This is a genomic window from Pirellulales bacterium (assembly GCA_019694435.1).
Lineage (GTDB): Bacteria > Planctomycetota > Planctomycetia > Pirellulales > JAEUIK01 > JAIBBZ01.
Window position 1 is genome coordinate 22,830 of record JAIBBZ010000016.1, and the last position, 19,818, is coordinate 42,647.

A 19,818-nucleotide genomic window follows, 5' to 3' on the forward strand; every position below is an offset into this window, starting at 1 on the left:
GAAAATAGCCGGAAAATCACTGTCGCCAGTTTAGAGATTTTCCCACTGGCCGATAGGCTGCGGTCGCTGGCGGGGAATTAAGGATTGCCCGGAGGGGCTGCCGGGCCGGCAGGTTTTGCCGGACGCACGATGAGCGCATTCTTTGTCGTCGCATCGAGTTGCTGCTTGACCGGACCGGCGGGGGACATCAGTTCCAGATCGAGGCTTTGACGCTGTTGGGCGCCGATCAGTCTGCCAGCCGTAAGGTCGAACGTGGCTTCGCCCTGGTGTTCTTGGCGCGTGACGCTTACGCCCGAGCTTTCGTTGAACGAGGTGCTGCCGGTGAACTTGATCCGCGCGATGCGTGCATCTTTCTGCATTTCGATGCCGGCCACCTCGTAGCGCGTCGTGAGCCGCTGCAGCAGACCGGTTTGCGCCTTGGCGACCAGCTTGTGTTCCCAGACCGAGTGGGCGCCGGGCGGATTCTCGGGAAACATCACCCAGCCGGGGCCGGAGAGCTGTTGGAAGCCGTCGGCAAACGTCTCGGGACGCAAGAGGCCGATCAACCGCTCGCGCCCGGGGACGTTCATCGCCACTTCGACCGTGTGCTCGGGCACGCGGATGTCGACGAAATTGCCGGCCGGTGTGATGCGGACGTTGATCACGACCGTGAAGAAGGGGGCATACAGCCGCGCCGCATTGCGGGCAGCAACGTTCTCTTCCGGTTTGCGCGAGTCGAAGGCCACGCGCCGTTGCGGGTTGGAGATTTCCAGGGCCAGGTATTCAAAACGCATCTGCGCCGCCGCCACGCCCGAAGCGTCCACCTCGCGCACGTCGAAACAGATGCCGATCTCGCTGTGGTTGACCGTCTCGTAGCGCACCTTGTTTTTGTACGAGGCGTTGCGCAATTCCTGATCGGTCGACCACAGCAGCGACTCGCCGGGCTGGAACCGCCACGCCAAGGTGTCGTCATCACCCGCGGCCCGCGGCGGCAGCAGCGCGCAAGCCAGTAGCAAACTCAGCGCGGACAGCCCGAATCGCTTCACGGCACCGACCCCTTCATTTGGCCGGCCCCGAAGCGGCCTCGCTCAAGTCGATGGTCCGGGTACCGGCGGCGGTCGGCAGCACGAAGATCTTGCCGTCGCCCATGCGCCCGGTGCGGGCCACTTCGACGATGCGCCGGACGATCTCCTCGGTGCGGGCGTCGTCGACCCAGAGCGTGATTTCGACCTTGGGCAGGTAGGCCAGGGCATATTCGCTGCCCCGATACTGGTCGAGATAGTTCTTCTGCCGGCCGTAGCCCTTCACTTCGCGGACGCTGCAGGCCTCCAGGGGCGCACGGCGCAGCGCTTCGAGCACTTTCTCGACCAGGTACGGCTTAACGATCGCGACGACTTGTTTCAAAGATCGCTATCCCTCGTGCGGGCGGCTGACAACCGCCGCGGCCCAGAACCCCGCGCCGGTGGTGGCTCCTACAATTGACACCGGCAGCCTGCACCGCACAAACTGCCCGCTGAACGGTCACGACCACCGCACCGGCAGCGGTTGATCCTGTCGCGGGCCGACGCTTGAGCATTCTTCGGGCCTACCGATTATGTCGAACACTCGATTATCTGCCAGCCGCACCCGTGTCGCAACCTGTGCAAACATCGGGCGGCTCTTGTTGTTGGCCGCGGTAACGCTCGTCGCAGGCTGCGGAAAAGCCGAATATGAGGAGAGGCTCAAGGCCACGGAAAATAAGCTGCGCGGGATTGCGCCTGCCGGTGGCGAACAGCCTGCCGGCGCCGCGCCGGCCGAAGGCGGCCAGCCTGCCGCGGCGGCCCCCGGTGCACCGGCACCGGCGACACCAGCGCCGGGGCAGCCCGCAGCCGCCCCGTCCCAGCCTTGATGCCGCGACGTTGACGACGACCGCCCGAGGAACCGGAACTGCCATGGCCGAGTATTCGAAGCATCAACAGCAGATCGTCCGCAACTACTACAACAACCAAGAGACCATTTCGCTCCAGAGGTTGGGCGAGCTGGTAACCGATCTGTACCTGGCCGAAGGCAAGCAGGCCGAACGCCTGTGGAAGAACGTCAACGCGACCTTGGGCAAGTTGAAGGTGCCGGCGACGCGGGTCGAGCACATCGAAAAGAAGCGCGACATTCAAATGCTAGCTCGCTTGCTGGAAGAGTTGCTCGCCAAGAAAGCCGGCTGAGACAGCGAGTTCCCCCCCGGCCACTTGCCGCCCGGGAGCGAAAAACTCGCCGGTACGGCTCGAATTTCCGCCGTTTGATCCTGCCCGCAGGGTGCCCGACCACGCGCCAGAGTGATAGAATCGAGCGCTTGGTCGGCGGCCTTGCTCGTGTCTGCCCGCCGGATGCTAGTTCGCAGGATCCCGCGGTCAGCCGTCATGCCGTTGGTCGACATTCGCAACGTCAGCCGCAGCTATGGCCACGTACATGCGTTGCGGGAACTCGACTTGTCGCTCGAGCCGGGCACGATCGGCCTGGTCGGCAACAACGGCGCCGGCAAATCAACGCTGCTGAAGATTCTCTTGGGTCTGCTCGAGCCCGACACCGGTTCCGGCACCATCCTGGGCTGCGATCTGCGCACCGGTTCGACCGACTTGCGGGCCCGAGTGGGTTACATGCCCGAGGCCGCGGCCACGGTGCCCGTGTTGCGCGGCGTGGAGTTTGTCACCCTGGCGGGCGACCTGTACGGCATGCCGCACCGCGATGCGCGGCGCCGGGCCCACGAAGTGCTCAATTACGTCGGCCTGGGCGAGCTGCGCTATCGCCAGTTGGAAGAATACTCGACCGGCAATTTGCAGCGGCTCAAGCTGGCCGCAGCGCTGGTCCACGACCCGCAGTTACTGCTGCTCGACGAACCGACGAACGGCCTCGACCCGGCCGGGCGCGTGGCCATGCTGCGGCTGATCGAAGACCTGATCGCCGAGACGGGAAAGAGCGTGATCCTTTGCACGCACCTCCTGGGCGACGTCGAACGGCTGTGCCAGCAGATCGTCGTGTTGCACCAGGGGCGCGTCGTACGGGCCGGCACGATGGACGAGCTGCGCCAAGCGACCGGCAACCGTTACCACATTACCTGGGACGGCGGCGCCGGCGAGGCGTTTCTCGCGGCGTTGGCCGAGACCGGGCTCGAGGTCGCGCCCCCGTCGTCGGCGAACAAGGTCATGGTCACGATTCCGGCGGGGTTTTCCACGGCCGGCTTTTTCGACCTGGCCCGCCGGGCCGGCATCGTGATCGTCGAAATGGCGCAGGAAGAGGAAGATCTCGAGCAATTGTTCTACCGCGTGACCGATCAAGACGCGCATGCCGCCGAGGTGGCCGCCGAGCACGGCGCCCTGACGCGGCCGGCCGCCGTCGAAAAGCATCCGGCCGTCGAGGACCTGACGCATGGGGCTTGACGTCGCGCATTATCACGGCTGGCACGGCAAGCTGCATTCGCCCTGGTGGAGCTGCCTGGCGATCATGCGCGTGGGCCTGTTGCAGGTCTTCCGTCGCAAGTCGTACTGGGTCGTGCTCGGGCTGGGGCTGCTGAATTTCATCCTCTACTGGGCCATTATCTACGCCGTCACGCAGTTCGAGATCCCGCGCGATGCACAGGAAACGCTGCTGCGCGGCTTCGGCTTCAGTTCGCAGCCCAGCGGCGACGAGGAAAGCGGCTACATCCAGTTCATGCAGCGGCAAAGCATCGTGGTGATGATCTTGCTGGCGTTTTCCGGCAGCCTGCTGGTGGGCTCCGATTTTCGCCTGCGATCGCTGCCTTTCTACCTGTCGCGCCGGATCGATCGCCGGCACTACATCGTCGGCAAGCTGCTGGCCGTGAGTGCCATCGTGATGATCCTCACCGTGCTGCCGGCGCTGGTCCTGTTCGTCGAATACGGGTTGTTCACCTCGTCGACCAAGTACTGGATCGACAACTGGCGGATCCCCGTCTCGGTGGTCGTGTATGGCCTGGTGCTGTGCGTCGTGTTGAGCATTCTGATCACGACGCTGTCGGCCTATCTGCAGCGCGTGGCCCCGATCGCGATCACCTGGTCGAGCGTGTTCGTGCTGTTCGGCAGCATCTCGCAGATGCTCGAGAAGGCCAGCGACCCGGAATACGCGCAATACTGGCGGCTGCTCGATCCGTGGCGCGACATGCGCGCCGTGGGCCGGCTGTGTTTCGGTTCGTTCAATGAGCAGATCGACGTCAATTTCGCCTATTCGGCGCTGATCATCCTGACGGTGGTCTGCTCGATTTCGCTGTTGTTGCTCGTCCAACGGGTGCGGGCCGTGGATATCGTCGAATAACCCGCGCGGATGTTGGGTGCGATGCTGCTGACCTTTGACCACGTCACGAAATTCTACGGCCCGGTGATCGGCGTCAACGACGTGTCGTGCCGGATCGGGCCCGGCATCACGGGGCTGTTCGGCGCCAACGGCGCGGGCAAGTCGACGATGATGAAGCTGGCCAGCGGCCAGTTGCGCCCCACGCAGGGCCAGGTGCTGATCGGCGATCATCGCGCCTGGAGCGCGGCGGCCAAGTATGCCTTCGGTTTCAGCCCGGACATCAACAATTTCTACGAGGAGATGACCGGGCGCGATTTCGTCTACACGATGACCCGGCTCTACGGCTATTCGCGCCGCGAGGCCCGCGAGCGGACCGAACGCTCGCTGGCCGAGGTGGGCATGACCGATCGCGCGAATCGGCGCATCGCCGGCTGCAGCCACGGCATGCGGCAACGCATCAAGCTCGCGCAGACCCTGGTGCACGATCCCGAGGTGCTGCTACTCGACGAACCGATGAACGGCATCGATCCGGGCGGGCGGCGCGACTTTGGCCGGCTGCTCGTCAAGCAGGCCGAACTCGGCAAGACGATTCTGCTGTCGAGCCACATTCTCGTCGAGGTCGAGAGCCTGGCCGATTCGATCCTGATGTTGGCCCGGGGCCGGGTCATCGCCTCGGGCACCTTGGCCGAAGTGCGCAACCTGATCGACGATCAGCCGTTCACCGTGCAGATCGTCGCCGAGCCGCCGCGCAAGCTGGCGGCGCTGCTGGTGGGCGATCTCGAGGTGCGTTCGGTCGAAGTTCGCGGCGACGCCGTCACCGTGCGCACGCGCAACCCCCTGCAGTTCTTTGCCCGCCTGACCGACCTGGTGATCGAGCATCGGCTCGAAGTCCGCAAACTCCAGACGCTCGACACCGGCGCCGATGCCGTGTTCGGCTACCTGGAACAGGGGGTGCAATGAAGCTCCTGCGGGCCTGGGCGACCCTGATCTTCCTCTCGTTCTCGCGGCTGCTCTGGTCGGCGAGCACGTTGATGGTGGCGTTTCCGCTCTTGGGTTGCGCGCTGTTTCTCGTGCGCCGGCACTACACGTTTGGCGCCGCGGGCGATGACTTTCTCACGCGCGAATCGGCCTTCGCGGCGTTCAGCGAGGAGTTCGTCATCTACCTGTTTGCGTCGTTCATCGTGCCGGTGTGCGCGTTGGCCTATGGCACGATGAGCATCGGCGGCGATCGCGAAGATCGGACGCTGTTGTTCCTGCTCATCCGGCCGGTGCCGCGGGGCATGATCCTGCTGGCCAAGCTGCTGGCCACGTTGCCGCTCGTCGTGGGGCTCGTGGTGGTAAGCTTCTGGAGCTACTGCAAGCTGGCGGGCGAGGTGGGCGAGATGGCGCTGCGCCTGTACTTGCCGATGGTGCTGTTTACGACCATCGCCTATGTGGCCGTGTTCCACCTGTTCGCCGTCACGTTTCGGCACTCGACGATCATCGCCCTGGTCTACTCGCTGTTCATGGAGCTGCTGATCGGCAACATGCCGGGCATCATCAAGCGCGTGGCCGTGAACTATTACGGCAAGGCGATGGTTTACGATCTCGGATCGGCTTTCGGCACGCGCGTGCCCGACCCGGAGTTGTTCGTGCCAATCTCCGCCTACTCCGCGAGCCTGGCCCTGTTGGGCATCACGCTGGGCGGCATTCTGTTGACGATGCTCATCTTCCAGGCCCGCGAATATCGCGATTTGACCTGATCTGAGCCCTGCCACTACGGGCCTCCCGGGCGACGATAGTCCTCGCGTCGACGTGCGTTTTGGGTCGTCCGTGTAACGTTTCCGCGCGGACGCCGCTTACAGGGCAGTGCCTGGTACGCAAGAACACTCGACGCACGTGGAGGCGGACATGTTCACAATCCTGTCCAGAATGTTGGGGCGCAAGCCGGCGACGCGCCGGACGGCAAGCCGTTGCCGGGTCGGGAGCCGTTTTTCGGCGATCGAGGCCCTCGAATCGCGCCGCGTGATGTCGGTCAACGCGTTCGTCAACTCTTACTCCGGAGAGCTGGCCATCTACGGTGACCAGTACACGCGATCCGACGTGAGCGTAGCCTCGGAGAGTTACGGCGGCACCGCGTATTACCGGGTCAGCGCCTACTCGTCGGACGTTGGTTCTCAAACCTGGTATTTCGCCGCGTCGGCCGTCTGGTCGCGCAAAGTGAACTTTTACGGCGGCCCCGGCGACGACTACTTCAATAACACCTCCGATCTTCGCACGGCTGCGTACGGGAACAACGGCAGCGACGTCCTCGTTGGCTCCTACGCGGCCGATACGCTCGATGGCGGCAACGGCCGCGACTACCTGTACGGCAACGGCGGTGACGACCTGTTGTACGCCGGTTGGGATTACAGCGGCGACGTCCTGTACGGCGGCAGCGGTGCCGACGCCCTCGTCGGCAGCTATGGCAACGATACGCTGTGGGGCGGCGCCGGCAACGATCGCATGTATGGCTACGACGGCCACGATTTCCTCTACGGGGAAAGCGGCACCGACTACATGTTCGGACACAGCGGCAACGACTACCTCGACGGCGGCTTGGACTACGACGAGCTGGATGGCGGCAGCGACAGCGACTCGCTCAACGGCGGTGACGACGGAGTCGCGGACAAACTCGTCGGTGGCACAGGCTTCGACTACTTCCAGCAAGATTGGGGCTGGCGCCGCAATGCCTACTACGGCTACTACTACCAGTACAATCTCGACTCGCCCTTCGACTACGAACCTGGCGAGGGCTTTTACAACTTCACCTGAGCGGGGAACGACCGCTCGCGGTCGCCTCGGAATCAGGTTGCCTTGCGAGCATGTTCTGCGCGGTGCGGTAACGCGCGGACCCAGAAACCTGACCGGCGCGCATCGCGTGCGGCGTTCGCCGCTCAGCCCGTCACCTGCTCGAGGCAGGCTTGCAGGTGCTCGATGCTTTCACGGGCCAGGCGCTCGACGCCCGGCGAATAGTCGAACACCTCGACGGAGACCCAACCCTGGTAGTCGATCTGGCCCAGAGCCTCGACGATCGGCACGAAATCGACGTCGCCCATGCCGGGGCCGAGCTTGTTGGCGTCGTTGGCGTGAAAGTGAACCAGCCACGGGGCGTGCCGGCGGATGTTGTCGGCGATCGGTTCCGGTTCGCTCGACATGGCCTTGCAGTCGAGATGTAGCCGGCAATGCGGCGAGCCGATCCGCTCGATCAGGCGCACGGCGTCGTCGGTCCGATTGAGAAAATCGCCCTCGGCCGGGCCGAGCGGCTCGACGGCGACGATCGTATCGGTCTGTTCGAGCACGGGGAGCACGGCCGTCAGGCAGTCGGCCGCGTAGTCGAGGGCCTGCTCGTGCGTCACGCCGGGCAGCAGGTTGCGCTGCAGCGGCGAGCCGAGCACCAGGAGCCGTCCGCCCAGGTCCTGGCACAACCGGGCCAGGTCGCCGAGATACGCGCTCGTGGCCCGGCGCACGGCAGCGTCGGGCGTGGTGAGATAGAAGCCCTCGGTCTTGGCCAGCAGCCAATGCAGGCCGATGACTTGCAAATCGGCCTCAGTCGCCAGCCGGCAGACTTCTGCACGTTGCGCGGCGCTGATTCTACGGGCGTCGTAGTCGAGCGTGAACGGGGCGATTTCGATGCCCGTGTAGCCACACTCGCGGGCAAAGGCGAAAGCGCGATCCAGGGGCCAATCGAGGAACGTCTCGTTACAGATGGCAAATTTCATGATGGTACAGCGTGCGGCTCAGGCCTTGGCACGGCGGCGGGAGGTCTTGTCGACGAATTTGATTTCCTGTTGCCGGCCGGCCGCGGCCGGCTTGCGGCGGCGCGGCGGCGCGGTGCTGTGTTTGTCTTCCAACCGGCGGCCGGCCGCCGTGCTCGGGGCGCTCTTCGTGGGCTGCTCGGCGCCGTCGAGGGGATCGCCCGGCGCGATCGCGGCCAAGCGCGCTTCGATCCGCGCGGCATACTCGGGCGACAGCTCGAAGCCCAGGTAGCGGCGCTTGAGTTTCTTGGCGACGGCCAGCGTCGTACCGCTGCCGCCGAACGGATCGAGCACCAGGTCGCCCTCGCGGCTGCATGCGCGCACGATGCGCCCCAGGAGCTGCTCGGGCATCTGGCAACCGTGCCAGCCGGCGCGTTCCTTGAACGTGCCGCAGACGCGCGGGAAATACCACGTGTCCTCCTCCGGCGAAAAACACTCGGGCACGTCTTGTGGCCGCAAGATCCAGGTGTCGTCGGGGAGCCGGCCCTTGGCATGCGCGCGGCGATCGCCGTAGACCATCTGCCGCGCCGAAGGCACGCGAATCGTCTCGGTGTCGAAATAGAAATCGCGGGCGTCTTTGACGAAATGAAACAGGTGGGCGTGCGACCGGCTGAACTTCTGCTTGCAGTTGACCCCGAAGGTGTAATACCAGACGACCCAACTGCGGCAGGTGAGGCCCAATTCGCGCGTCAGCATCACCTTCAGCTCGGCGGCATACTCGTCGCCGATCGCCAGCCAGAACGTGCCGTTGGGCTTGAGCGCACGGATCACGGACTGCGTCCATGTACGGCACCAGTCGAGGTACTGGTCGCATTGCAGCCGGTCATCGTAAACGTCGTAGTCGTAACCGATGTTGAACGGCGGATCGGCAAAAGCCAGGTCGACGCTGCCTTCGGCAAGGCGGCCCAGACCGGCCACGCAATCGCCGTGGATGAGCTGGTCGGCAGGCGGCAAGCGACGTCGCGCCAAGAGACTTCCTCCTTGAAGGAAATGACACACGTTTTCGAGCAGTCGCCCCATGGTATCGCATCGCCGGCGCGCTGGAAATGACCGGCACGGCGATGCGCTTTGCGGCCCAGAAACTGCCGCCACAAGTTGAGGGGCGCCGGCCATCGGGCTACGATCGGCTGCGATGGCCGACCTGGATACGATCGACCTGGATACGAACAAGCATGAATCTGCGAGCCAAGGTCCCCGGACTGTGTGGACTATTCCTGGCGGCCGTCTGTGGGGCCTGCCTGATGCTGCAGGCGGCCGACCCGGTGGCCGACTCGGTCGATAAAGACTATTCGGCCGAGCTGCCGCGCATCGAGCCGCTCGAGCCGGAGCAGGCGCTGGCCAGCATGCGCACAGTGCCGGGCTTTCGCGTCGAGTTGGTGGCCGCCGAACCGCTCGTGTCCGATCCCGTCGCCGCGGCGTTCGACGAAGACGGCCGGCTGTACGTCGTCGAAATGCGCGGCTACTCGGAGAATCGCGACGAGGGCTTGAGCCGGGTGCACCGGTTGGAAGATACCGACGGCGACGGGCGATTCGACCGCGGCACGGTGTTTCTCGACGGGTTGCTGTGGCCGACGGCCGTGGCCTGTTACGCCGGCGGCGTGTTCGTGGCCGATGCCCCCAGGCTCGACTACTGCAAGGACACCGACGGCGACGGCCGCGCCGATCTGCGCCGCACGGTGTACGAGGGCTTCAGCACCAGCAACGTCCAGGGACTGGTGAATTCGCTCCAATGGGGCCTCGATAATCGCATTTACGGCTCGGCCAGCAGCACGGGCGGCGAGATTACCACGGTCGCTACTCCGCAGGAGCTTTGGGGTGGCGATGCGGCGTCCGGCGATGCGTCGCCGGCCGGCCCGGTGTCGTTGCGCGGCCGGGATTTTGCCTTCGACCCGCGCACGCTCGCGTTCGAGACCACGAGCGGCGGTGCCCAGCACGGTCTGTCATTCGACGATTGGGGCGTGCGATATGTTTGCTCGAACAGCGATCACCTCCAGCAGATCATGTACGAAGAAGCCGACCTGGCGCGCAACCCGTTCTTGGTTGCGCCCGGGGCGCGCCAATCGATCGCGGCCGATGGTCCGCAGGCCGAGGTATTTCGCATCAGTCCGGTCGAGCCCTGGCGCCTGGTCCGTACGCGGCTGCGGGTCTCCGGCGTGGTGCCCGGCATCGTCGAGGGGGGCGGACGCGCAGCAGGCTATTTCACCAGCGCCACCGGCACGACGATCTATCGCGGCGATGCCTGGGACGAAAAGCTGCGCGGCGTGGCGATCATCGGCGACGTCGGCAGCAACATCGTGCATCGCAAGCGGATCGATCGCCGCGGCATCCAGCACGTGGCCGAGCGCATCGATCAGGGCGTCGAGCTGTTGGCGTCGACCGACGTCTGGTTCCGGCCGTGCCAGTTCATCAACGCGCCCGACGGTACGTTGCATATCCTCGACGTCTACCGGGAAGTGATCGAACACCCGGCGAGCCTGCCGCCGGTGATCAAGAAGCATCTCGACTTGACGAATGGCCGCGACCGCGGGCGCATCTACCGGCTGGTGCCCGAGGGGTATCGCCATCGTCCTGCGCCGAAATTGTCGCAAGCCACGACGGCCGAGCTGGTGGGCCTGTTGGAACACGCCAACGGCTGGCACGTCGACACGGCGGCGCGGCTGATCTACGAGCGGCGTGATCCCGAGGCGCAGCGATTGCTCGCCGACCGTGTGCAACGCTCGCCCAGCGCCATCGGGCGCATGCGGGCACTCTATGCCTTGAACAGCCTGGCGGCGCTCGAGCCAGCCACGCTCTTGCGGGCCATGGCCGATGCCGACCCCGGAGTTCGAAGGCACGCGGTGCGAATTGCCCGACATCGCGCAGGTGCATGGGGCGACGTGCGCGCCCGGCTGGTCGCGATGGCCGGCGACGACGACTTGCACGTGCGCTACGAGGTGGCGTTCGCCTTGGGCGATCTGCCCACGGCGGAGCGGATCGCGCCCTTGGTCGAGTTGGCGCGGCGCGATGCGGCCGATCGCTGGATGCGCGTCGCGATCCAGAGCTCGCTCGCCGAGAGCGGCGAGCAGGTTCTGGCACAATTGCTGGCTGATGGGCCGTTTTGCGGCGATGTGGCGCGGCGCCCGCTGCTCGTGGCTTTGGCCGAACAGGCGGCTGGCCGGGGCGCGAAGGCCGACATGGCGGTCGTGCTGCCGGCGCTGGAGCATTTGCCGCCCGAGCTGGCCGCCACGCGTTTTGCCTGCGTCCTGGCATATCGCAACGCGTTGGCGCGTCGCGGGCAAGCCCTGGCCGACGCGATTCCCGAACCCCGTTTGCTGGCCTCGGCCCAAGCGCTCGTCGAACGACTGGTCGACGAAGCGCGGTCGCTCGTCGACGACCAGCGCCAATCACCCGCGACGCGGGCCGAAGCGGTACCGGCGCTGGCCTTGCGGCCGTTCGTCGAAACGCGCGAAGTTTTCGCCCGGTTGCTCGCCTCGCAACAACCGCAAGTCGTGCAAGTGGCCGCCGTCAAGGCGCTGGCGCGCTATGACGACGCGGCCGTGGCCGAGGTGCTACTCGAGGCCTGGCCCGGATTGGGCCCACGGCTGCGCGTCGAGGCGGCCGAACTGCTGTTCGGACGCAAGCCCTGGTCGTTGGCCCTGCTCGCTGCGATCGAGGCACAAAGCGTGCGCCCCGGCGACTTCGAGCCGGCGCGGCTGCGGCAGCTCAAAGAGCATTCCGACTCCGAGATTCGCAGCCGGGCCGAGGCCGTGCTGGCCGACGTGCAATTGGCGCGGCGGCAAGAGGTGGTCGATGCCTATCGCGAGTGCCTGGAGCTGAAGGGCGACGCCGCCCGGGGACGCGAAGTCTTCAAGAAGATCTGCGCCGCGTGCCACAAGGCCGAGGGCGCCGGCCACGAGCTGGGGCCCAGCCTGGCCACGGTCCAGAATCGCGGGGCCGAAGCGATCTTGCTGAACGTGCTCGACCCCAATCGCGAGGTCAATCCACAGTTCGTCAACTACACGCTGGTCACCAGCGACGGCCGCGCCATGACGGGCATGCTCACCACCGAGTCGGCCACGAGTGTCACGCTCACCCGGGCCGAGGCGGCCAGCGACACGATTCTCAGGACCGAGATCGAAGAACTGCGCAGCACGGGGCTGTCGCTGATGCCCGAGGGTTTGGAACAACAGATCGACCGTCAGGCGATGGCCGACCTGATCGCGTACCTGCTTAGCCTGCGGTGAAACATGACACGATGTTCGATCTGGATGGGTGTGCTGGCCGGCTGCCTGCTCGGTCTTCCAACTGGCGCTCTAGCAGCGGACGAACTCTGGCAGGCTGGCGCAGCCAAGGTGAACATCACGCCGGCCGAGTTCATGTGGATGTCGGGCTACGCCTCGCGCGACAAGCCGGCCGACGGCAAGCTGACCGACCTGTGGGCCAAGGCGCTGGTGCTGGTCGATGCGCAACAGCGGCGGATGTGCCTGATCACGCTCGACCTGGTGGGAATCGACCGCGTCCTGGCCGAGACCATTTGCGGCCGGCTCGAGGACAGATTCCAACTGGCCCGCGAGCAGGTGGCCATCTGCGTTTCGCACACGCATAGCGGCCCGGTAGTCGGCCACAACCTGGCCGCGATGTATTTTCTTGACGTGCGGCAATCGCAGCTCGTGCAGAACTACGTGGAGCGCTTGCAGGACGCGATCGAGCGAGCCGTGGGCGACGCGCTGGCGGCCTTGCAGCCGGCGCAAGTGGCGTATGGCATCGGGCGGTCGACGGTTGCCGTGAATCGGCGCAACAACGCCGAGGCCGCGGTGCCCGCGCTGCGCTCGCAGGGCCGGCTGGTCGGCCCGGTCGACTACGACGTACCGGTGCTGGCGGTGCGCGACCCGGACGGCAAGTTGCGCGCGGTGGCCTTTGGCTATGCGTGCCACGCCACCGTGCTCAGCGGCAACCAATGGTCCGGCGACTATCCGGGCCATGCTCAGATCGCGCTCGAGGCGGCGCACCCCGACTGCGTGGCTTTGTTCTGGGCCGGCTGCGGGGCCGATCAGAATCCGATCCCGCGCCGCGAAGTGGCGTTGGCCGAAGAGTACGGCCGGCGCCTGGCAGCGGCGGTCGACGAGGCGTTGGCGGGCGTGCTGACGCCCCTGACGCCGCACGTCGAGGCGAGCCTCGCGCGCGTGGACGTGGCCTTCGACACGTTGCCCACGCGCGACCAGTTGGTCGCCGACAGTCAGGGCAGCGATCGGTATGTAGCCGCCCGCGCCAAGTCCCTGCTCGCGCGGATCGAGGCCGAGGGGAGCCTCGCGCCGAGTTATCCATATCCGGTGCAAGTCTGGCGATTGGGCCGGCAGCTCGATTGGATCCTGCTCGGCGGCGAGGTAGTGGTCGACTACGCGTTGCGTTTGAAGCAGGAGTTCGGCCCGACGCGCACCTGGGTGGCCGGCTACACGAACGACGTGATGGCCTACATCCCGTCGCGGCGCGTGCTGGTCGAAGGCGGCTACGAAGGCGGCGGCGCGATGGTCTACTACGGCCAGCCGACGCGTTGGGCACCCAGCGTCGAGGAGACGATCGTCGGCGAAGTGCATCGGCAAATCGAGGCCCTCGCCGCAGTACGCTGAACAAGCGCTCCGCCGCGAGCGCGGCGCGTGAGATGCGAGCCTGTACGACATGGATCAGCTCGCGGCCATCGTGTTGTGCGGCGGCGAAAGCCGCCGGATGGGCCGGCCCAAGGCCTGGCTTCCGTTGGGCGACGAGACGCTCCTCGGGCGGGTCGTGCGCCTCGCCGGCGAGGCGGCCCGTGAGGTGATCGTCGTGGCGGCCACGGGGCAAGATCTGCCGGAACTGCCCCCGCAGACCAAGATCGTCCGCGACCTGGTCGCACAAAGTGGGCCGTTGGAAGGATTGCGGTCGGGCCTGCGCGCCGTCGATCCGCAGCTTCGTGCCGCGTTCGTGACGGGCGTCGACTACCCGTTCATCGACCCTCGGGTGATCGCCTTGCTCGCCGCGCGGCTGGCCGAGCACGACGTCGCGCTGCCGAGCGTCGGCGGGCGGCTGCAACCGCTCGTGGCCGTGTATGCGAGGGCCTTGCTGCCGCGAATCGAATCGTTGCTGGCCCAAGGTGAGCGTCGATTGCTCGCTTTGGCCGAGGCCGCGACTGTCGCAATCGTCGCAGAAGACGACTTGCGCCGCGTCGATCCTGAGCTGGCCTGTGTCGTGAATGTCAACAACCCGGCGGCCTACGAGTCGGCACGGCAGCGCCTGTCACAGTGGCCGCCGTCGGGGGACAACGCGGACGGAGAACTCGCCCACTGACGACAATTTGCTTGATTGGCTCGACACGGATACGGAATATTGGGTCATTGAGCTTGAGTTCGCGGCGCGTCGTTCATCGCAGGGCAGGCAAGCATGGACGCAGGGCAAAGGACCGGATCGGTTGTCTCCCAGGACACCCCGAGCGAAGAACCTCCGGCGCTGACTCCGGCCGACATCGCGGCGGCGCTGGCGGAGCCGATTGCGCCGATCCCCAAGTCGCGCTTGTATCGGCTGGGACTGGCCGTGGTGGCCATCATGATGGTCTTGCTGCCGGGACTGTATTTGCTGTTGCTCGCCACGATTGCCTACGCGATGTACTGGTACGCGAGCGTAGGCGTAGCTCAGGCGATGGGACATCGCCCCGGTGCTTATCGCGCCGTTTTCGCCGTGGCACCGCTGTTCGCCGGCGTCACGGTGCTGGTGTTTATGATCAAACCCATCTTGGCACGGCGGCAGCAGCGGTTTGCCCCTCATTCGATCGCCTTGGATGACCAGCCGTTGCTGCGGGCGGTACTCGAAGCGCTGTGCCAGCGGCTCGGCGCGCCGTTTCCGCAGCGGGTCGACCTCGATTGCAACGTCAATGCGTCGGCCGGCTTTCGGCGGGGATTGCGCAGCACATTCAGCAAGGACCTGGTGTTGACGATCGGGTTACCCCTGGTCTACGGCCTCAGTCTGCGCGAGTTCACCGGCGTCTTGGCCCATGAACTGGGGCACTTCGCACAGGGCGGGGGCCTGCGCCTGTCGTATGTGATCCGCGCGCTGAACGATTGGTTTGCACGGCTGGTGTTTGAACGCGATGCCTGGGATCAGCGGCTCGCCAGCGCCAGCCAGTTGGGCGTACCGTATATCTTGCTGCTGGTGGCGATGTGTCGATTCGCGGTTTTTCTGTCGCGGTGCGTGCTCTGGGTGTTCATGGTCGCAGGGCACGCGATCAGCGCCTTCTTGATGCGGCAGATGGAGTATGACGCCGATCGCTACGAGGCTCAGGTCTGCGGGGTCGAGTCGTTTCGCGCCACCATGGAGCAGCTGCCTCGGCTGAGCACGGGTCAGCGGCTGGCCTACGATTGGCTGCAAGTGACCTATGCCGAAGGGCGGCTGGCCGCCAACCTGCCGCAGCTCATGTGTGCCGCGAGCAATCATCCGGCTGCCGAGATTCTGAGCAAAACGGCGCACCATGACGCGAAACCACGAACAAAGTGGTTGGAGACTCATCCGGCCGACGAGCAGCGAATTGCCGCCGCCGAGCGTACGGCCGCACCAGGGATCTGCAATTTGCCCGGGCCGGCCACGGCACTCTTTGCGCACCTGGACTCCACGGCCGAACAAGTGACCCGCGAACATTATCAGGTCAATCTAGCCGTACCTTGGCGCGCTGAGATGCTGACTTCGACGCCAGAGTTGCTCGCGATTCTGGAGCGTGCCGAGGCTCAGCGCACGGCTGCAAGCCGGCTGTTTCCCGTGGGCATCAGCACGCTCAGGCCCGTTCCCATGCCGGCCGCCGCGAGCGACGAGCCGGATGGGTGGCGTAAACAATTGCGCGACGGTGCCGGACAAATGGCCACGCACTTCGACGCCTATCGACAAGCGATGGAGGATTACCACGCGGCCTTCAAGGGGCTATTCAATCTGCAGCAGGCCGGCGAGTTGTTGCGAGCGCGCGTCCCGGTCAATGCCGCATCCGTTGGCTTGCGCCGTGTGAACGACGCCACGCTGCGCCAACGGCGGGAGACGTACGAGCAACAGTTGAACGAAGCGATCTCCCGGATGGAGCCTTATGAACAGGCGGCCGGAGATCGGCTCCGAAGTGGCTTGAAATTGGCCTGTGACGGAGGCTCGGGCACCCACGTCGAAGAGGCCCGCCGCCGCGGGGAGCTTACCCTCTTGTTGCCGACTCTCGAGGCGTTTGCTCGAGCGCGCGAGAGGCTGTTCGCGCTGCACCAGGCGCGGGCCTCGCTCCTCGTGCTGGTGATCAATCACGAAAAGTTCAAGCGCAAACGGCGTTTTCGCGAGCAGCAGGAGACGGCCGTCGCCGGCCTGCTGAGCACGCTTGCCGAGAATTATCGCTCTTGGTGCGAGGTCGCTTATCCATTCGCGGACTTGCCCTCTGGGACATCGATTGCACAGGCGGTGTTCAAGCAACCACCCGGCGACGATGCCGCAGCCGTTTCTCAGGCCGCGGAGCAGGTGTTGTCAAAGCTCGAAGTTCTCTACGGGCGACTATTGCAGCACAGCGCATTGATCGTGCTCGACGTTGAGCAATCAACTGGCTTGAACGCGGCCGTTTCCGGCAGCCCGGGCGCCACGCACCACTAGCTGGCGAACTCGAATGTGCGTTCGATCTGCGGGCGACCATACTCGGCGCCGCCGGTCAGAACCAATACGTTTTCGGCCGCCTGGTAGCGGCCGGCACTGTGCGTGTGTCCGCACAACACGGTGAGCTGGGTGCGGCGGTGTTGCCGCATCACCTCGAGGATCGCCTGGCCCAGTGCCTGACAGGTGAAATGCGGGAGCCAATGCCGGTCCGAGATCTGCCCCTGGTACCAGCACGCGCCCTCGAAGGGCGGTACGTGGGTCAGCAACAACACTTCGGGGAACCGCGCGGCCGCCTCGGGCAAGACCCGTCGAACGTGGGCGGCCGCCTGGTCGCCCAGCGCCTTGAGCACCGGCCAGCGCGACTGCTTGTCGAGCCCGGCAAATTCGCCGATCAGCCGGTGGTCGTTCATCTCGACGAGCGAGCGCTCGTAGTCGCCCAACCGCGCGTCGCCCCAACCGTCGTGGCCGACCAGACCCACGCTCGGCGCCAGTTCGATCGCGCCGGAATGTGACAACCAGACCAGCCCGGGCGCGGCCTGCACCAACCGCAGCACCGTCTCGCGGACCGCCGCGATCGAGCTGAAATAGAAGTCGTGATTGCCGAGCACGAAGTAGACCGGCACGCGCACAGCGGCGGCGAGTTCACGGAGGTGCGCGGCGACCTCGTGACCTTCGGAAATGTCGCCGCCGACCAGCAGGGCAGAGAATTTCCGGCCAGCCAGGTCGTGCAGAAATGCCGCGACGTCTTCCGCCGAGAGAAAGTTCAGGTGTAGATCGGTCAGCCAGGCGACGCGAACCATCGTGTTGCCTTCGCCCGGCGCGAAAGGGAGAGGCTTGCAGCAGTCTTCAAATCAGCTTATTCAGCCCGTTGAGGGCCGCAACCTTGTAGCATTCGGCCAACGTCGGATAGTTGAACACCGTATCGCGGAAGTATTCGACCTTTCCGTGATGTGCCATGACGGCCTGCCCGACGTGGATCAACTCGCTGGCGCCTTCGCCGATCCCATGGACACCGAGCAGCTCGTGCGTCTCGGTATGGAACAGCAGTTTCAAGAGTCCGGTCTGGTCGCCCAGAATCTGGCCACGACTGATCTCGCGATAATGGGCCACGCCCGACTCGAACGGAACGCAAGCGGCGGTCAACTCGTGCTCGGTGCGGCCGACCATCGAGATCTCGGGCACCGAGTAGATCGCGTACGGGTACAAGCCCGGCATCGACTTTCCGGGTTGCCCGCAGGCATGCAGCGCGGCGAGGCGGCCCTGTTCCATGGCCGTGCTGGCCAGCGCCGGAAACCCGATCACATCGCCGGCGGCATAGATGTGTGGTACGGAGGTCTGGTAGTGCTCGTTCACCTTGAGCCGGCCGCGATCGTCGGCCGTGAGTCCGGCGGCCGGCAGATTGAGCTGCTCGGTGCGGCCTTGCCGGCCGGTGGAGAACAGCAGCGTGTCGTTGGCGATGCGCTTGCCGCTGGCCAGAAACGCCACCGGCTTGCCCTCGATCATCTCGACGTAGACGACTTCCTCGCCAAGGCGGAAGGTGACGCCGTGCGAGCGGAGATGGTACGTCAGGGCGTCGACGATCTCGGTGTCGACGAACTCGAGAATTCGCTGGCGGCCGTCGACCAGCGTGACCTTCGTCCCCAGCGTGGCGAACATGCTGGCGTACTCGAGCCCGATGATCCCGCCGCCGAGCACGGTCATCGTCCGCGGGATGTTCTGCATGGCCAGGACGCCGTCGCTGTCGAGGATCGCCTCGCCCGTCAGATGTACGTTCTCAGGTCGGGCCGGTTCGGTGCCGGGGGCGAGCACGAACTTTTCCGACGTCACGCGGATGGTGCCGCGCTCGTAGTCCTGGACGAGGATCGTGTGCGGTTCTTCGAAGCGGGCTTCGCCGGTCAGCACGCGCACGCCGTTGCGCGTCATTTGTGCGTGGATGATTTGGATCTCGTTGCGGACCACGTAGTTGATCCGGACCGTCAGATCGGCCATGCCGATCGACTCTTTCACGCGGTAGTCCTGGCCATAGACGCTCTTGAGCCGGTAGCCCGAGAGATAGAGGATCGCTTCGCGCAGCGTTTTCGAGGGGATCGTGCCGGTGTTGACGCAAACGCCGCCGACCGATTGGCGGCGATCGACGATCGCCACGCGACGGCCAAGCTTGGCCGCCGCGATGGCGGCGCGCTGACCGGCAGGACCGGTGCCGACAACCAGCAGGTCGCAATCGTACGGAGAGCTCATAGCGGCGTCCTTGCGCGAGTTGGTGCGGCCGAACCCGGCAGCGAGGAAATATACCCGGGCCGGCCGTCCTCTCCCAAGTGCGCAGGGGAGCGGTACGATGACGCAGGCCCGGTCGTGCGGGGCGCCGCGGTCGAACCGCGGTCGCAATGGTTGGCGCGGCTCAGGCTTCGACTCCCACCCAGCGCAGCGCGACACCGACCAGGTAAGCGACCAGGGCTGCCCCGCCGCCGACGAGCAGGGTTTCGCCCGCGGCCCGCCAACGGTTCTGCTGGAGCACGTAGCCTTTGAGCATGCCGGTGATCGCGAATACCAGCGCCGTGGCAATTGCGCTCAAGGTGAACAGCCACGCGCGGTCGTGCGCCGAAAACACGGCAAACGGCACCAGCGGCACGGCGCCGGCCAGGCAGAATGCCGCAAAGGTCGCCACTGCCGCGCGGATCGGCGAAGGCGAGTCGAGCCGTAGCCCTAGTTCGTCCGTGAGCATCGTGTCGATCCATTGCCGCTCGTTTTTCGTGATCACGTCGACGATCCGTTCGAGCACGTCGCCCGAGAAGCCCTTGGCGGCGAAAATCTGCCGTACTTCCTCGCGCTCTCCCTCGGGAATCAACTCGATGTGCCGGCGCTCGACGTCGCGGGCATGTTGAACAACCTCGTGGTCGGTCTTGGTGCTCAGATAGTTGCCCATGGCCATGCTGAAGCCGTCGCCCAACAGGTTGGCCAGCCCCAGGATGACGGCGACGCCGCTGGAGAGTTGGGCACCGGCCACGCCGCACACGACGGCAAACGTCGTGACGCCGCCGTCGATGGCCCCGAACACGAAATCGCGCAGGTAGCTGTGGCTGGTGGCCGCCGCGAGGCGCGCCCCGATCGCGTCGGGCGTATGTTCGGCCGACAGGTCAGTGGGCATCGGGGTTTGCATACGTCGACTCTCGCC

The 19,818-nt window shown here is 65.7% G+C and carries 17 protein-coding genes; 10 read left to right on the forward strand and 7 right to left on the reverse strand.

Annotated elements, in window-relative coordinates; translation table 11 throughout:
• Positions 1-77: 77 nt before the first annotated feature.
• Complete coding sequence (locus K1X74_13270) at positions 78-1,025, reverse strand: hypothetical protein (GenBank protein MBX7167294.1); 948 nt, start codon at positions 1,023-1,025, stop codon at positions 78-80.
• A 13-nt stretch (positions 1,026-1,038) separates the two neighbouring features.
• Positions 1,039-1,383 carry a P-II family nitrogen regulator gene (locus K1X74_13275; protein MBX7167295.1) on the reverse strand — a complete coding sequence of 115 codons (345 nt, stop codon included), beginning with the start codon at positions 1,381-1,383 and terminating at the stop codon, positions 1,039-1,041.
• A 527-nt stretch (positions 1,384-1,910) separates the two neighbouring features.
• Here K1X74_13275 and K1X74_13280 point away from each other — a divergent pair.
• The 6 genes from K1X74_13280 to K1X74_13305 all read left to right on the forward strand — a co-directional run bounded on the left by K1X74_13280 (position 1,911) and on the right by K1X74_13305 (position 7,050).
• Positions 1,911-2,177: a hypothetical protein gene (locus K1X74_13280; protein MBX7167296.1), complete on the forward strand. Its 267-nt coding sequence runs from the start codon at positions 1,911-1,913 to the stop codon at positions 2,175-2,177.
• 195 nt (positions 2,178-2,372) lie between these two features.
• Entirely contained in the window at positions 2,373-3,389 is a 1,017-nt protein-coding gene (locus tag K1X74_13285) for an ABC transporter ATP-binding protein (protein ID MBX7167297.1), read from the forward strand.
• Positions 3,379-4,278 carry an ABC transporter permease gene (locus tag K1X74_13290; protein MBX7167298.1) on the forward strand — a complete coding sequence of 300 codons (900 nt, stop codon included), beginning with the start codon at positions 3,379-3,381 and terminating at the stop codon, positions 4,276-4,278. Before K1X74_13285 ends, K1X74_13290 begins: the two co-directional genes overlap by 11 nt.
• Positions 4,279-4,299: 21 nt before the next feature.
• Positions 4,300-5,217 (forward strand): ABC transporter ATP-binding protein, encoded by a 918-nt coding sequence (locus K1X74_13295; GenBank protein MBX7167299.1) that lies wholly within the window; start codon positions 4,300-4,302, stop codon positions 5,215-5,217.
• The gene (locus K1X74_13300) at positions 5,214-5,999 is read left to right on the forward strand and encodes an ABC transporter permease subunit (GenBank protein MBX7167300.1); all 786 of its coding nucleotides are present in this window, start codon (positions 5,214-5,216) and stop codon (positions 5,997-5,999) included. The genes K1X74_13295 and K1X74_13300 overlap by 4 nt, the downstream gene beginning before the upstream one ends.
• A gap of 148 nt (positions 6,000-6,147) precedes the next feature.
• A complete protein-coding gene (locus K1X74_13305; protein ID MBX7167301.1) occupies positions 6,148-7,050 on the forward strand; it encodes a hypothetical protein in 903 nt (300 codons plus the stop codon).
• A 122-nt stretch (positions 7,051-7,172) separates the two neighbouring features.
• Here K1X74_13305 and K1X74_13310 read toward each other — a convergent pair whose 3' ends face one another.
• Positions 7,173-7,997, reverse strand: a complete 825-nt coding sequence (locus K1X74_13310; protein ID MBX7167302.1) for a sugar phosphate isomerase/epimerase — start codon at positions 7,995-7,997, stop codon at positions 7,173-7,175.
• 18 nt (positions 7,998-8,015) lie between these two features.
• On the reverse strand, positions 8,016-9,053 hold the full coding sequence (locus tag K1X74_13315; protein MBX7167303.1) for a site-specific DNA-methyltransferase: 1,038 nt from the start codon (positions 9,051-9,053) through the stop codon (positions 8,016-8,018).
• Between the two features lie 152 nt (positions 9,054-9,205).
• Between K1X74_13315 and K1X74_13320 the strand changes: the two genes are divergently transcribed.
• From K1X74_13320 to K1X74_13335, 4 genes are all read left to right on the forward strand, one after another.
• Positions 9,206-12,256, forward strand: a complete 3,051-nt coding sequence (locus tag K1X74_13320; GenBank protein MBX7167304.1) for a c-type cytochrome — start codon at positions 9,206-9,208, stop codon at positions 12,254-12,256.
• Between the two features lie 3 nt (positions 12,257-12,259).
• Complete coding sequence (locus K1X74_13325) at positions 12,260-13,639, forward strand: neutral/alkaline non-lysosomal ceramidase N-terminal domain-containing protein (protein MBX7167305.1); 1,380 nt, start codon at positions 12,260-12,262, stop codon at positions 13,637-13,639.
• Positions 13,640-13,688: 49 nt separating this feature from the next.
• Positions 13,689-14,333: a molybdenum cofactor guanylyltransferase gene (locus K1X74_13330; GenBank protein MBX7167306.1), complete on the forward strand. Its 645-nt coding sequence runs from the start codon at positions 13,689-13,691 to the stop codon at positions 14,331-14,333.
• 93 nt (positions 14,334-14,426) lie between these two features.
• Positions 14,427-16,646 (forward strand): M48 family metalloprotease, encoded by a 2,220-nt coding sequence (locus K1X74_13335; protein ID MBX7167307.1) that lies wholly within the window; start codon positions 14,427-14,429, stop codon positions 16,644-16,646.
• On the opposite strand, the gene K1X74_13340 is transcribed toward K1X74_13335, so the two are convergent.
• The 3 genes from K1X74_13340 to K1X74_13350 all read right to left on the reverse strand — a co-directional run bounded on the left by K1X74_13340 (position 16,643) and on the right by K1X74_13350 (position 19,791).
• Positions 16,643-17,446, reverse strand: a complete 804-nt coding sequence (locus K1X74_13340; protein MBX7167308.1) for a metallophosphoesterase — start codon at positions 17,444-17,446, stop codon at positions 16,643-16,645. The two genes, K1X74_13335 and K1X74_13340, sit on opposite strands and share 4 nt — an antisense overlap.
• A gap of 46 nt (positions 17,447-17,492) precedes the next feature.
• Positions 17,493-18,884 carry a Si-specific NAD(P)(+) transhydrogenase gene (gene sthA / locus K1X74_13345; GenBank protein MBX7167309.1) on the reverse strand — a complete coding sequence of 464 codons (1,392 nt, stop codon included), beginning with the start codon at positions 18,882-18,884 and terminating at the stop codon, positions 17,493-17,495.
• Between the two features lie 160 nt (positions 18,885-19,044).
• Positions 19,045-19,791 carry a VIT1/CCC1 transporter family protein gene (locus K1X74_13350; GenBank protein MBX7167310.1) on the reverse strand — a complete coding sequence of 249 codons (747 nt, stop codon included), beginning with the start codon at positions 19,789-19,791 and terminating at the stop codon, positions 19,045-19,047.
• Between the last annotated feature and the right edge of the window lie 27 nt (positions 19,792-19,818).